Source organism: Pseudomonas sp. 30_B, assembly GCF_017491605.1.
Taxonomy (GTDB): Bacteria; Pseudomonadota; Gammaproteobacteria; order Pseudomonadales; family Pseudomonadaceae; genus Pseudomonas.
The window spans coordinates 1-635 of record NZ_JAFGYY010000095.1; the positions used below are offsets into that span (position 1 = coordinate 1).

A 635-nucleotide genomic window follows, 5' to 3' on the forward strand; every position below is an offset into this window, starting at 1 on the left:
GACCAATGCCGTAACCTGTGTGCCGTCGTCAGCGCGCGGTGGCTGTACAAGTTGACAGGAAACAGAGCAATGCTCGAAGAAGACCTTGGCGATTGCATTACAGCGGTCAAGAAGCACTTCGGCGAGAAGGAGCAACGGCTCATTCGCGCGTCCCTCGAAACGGTTAATCTCCTCCATCCGAGGGGAAAAGATAACGAACGCGAACGCTACAAACTTCGCGAGGTATCAAAGGAGGACGCCGAACTTGCCTTGCACGCAACGGGCTTCTTGCTGAGAGAGCTCGGATGGGGATGCTGAGACTCTCCCATTTTGGTGATTGGCGGTACATCGGTCGTAGACTTTGCCGGCGCCTTGCAGATGGTAGCGCTGATGTACCGTTGTCTATGGCGAAGGCAACGGCCGAATTTCCGAGCGAGCTAGTGCAGCACTAGCATCACTAGGGCGAGGAGGAACAGCCCCCCTGCCACATAGACCCAGCCCGGGACGGCCTGTCTACCCGACTTGGAGTTGAAAGGCGCTTGCTGATACGTCGGTGTTGTGGTTGCCGCAGGAGACGCTGCTGCCGGTGGTTCGCGATGCCCCCGTTCGACCGGCTGCGGAATTGGGCGCGGCGCCGACATCGGTTGTGGAACCTG

General features: G+C 58.7%; 1 protein-coding gene. It reads left to right on the forward strand.

Going from position 1 to position 635, the window contains the following annotated elements:
* Positions 1-297: hypothetical protein (locus J5M67_RS27375; RefSeq protein ID WP_207888538.1), on the forward strand; the 297-nt coding region annotated here is incomplete at its 5' end.
* Between the last annotated feature and the right edge of the window lie 338 nt (positions 298-635).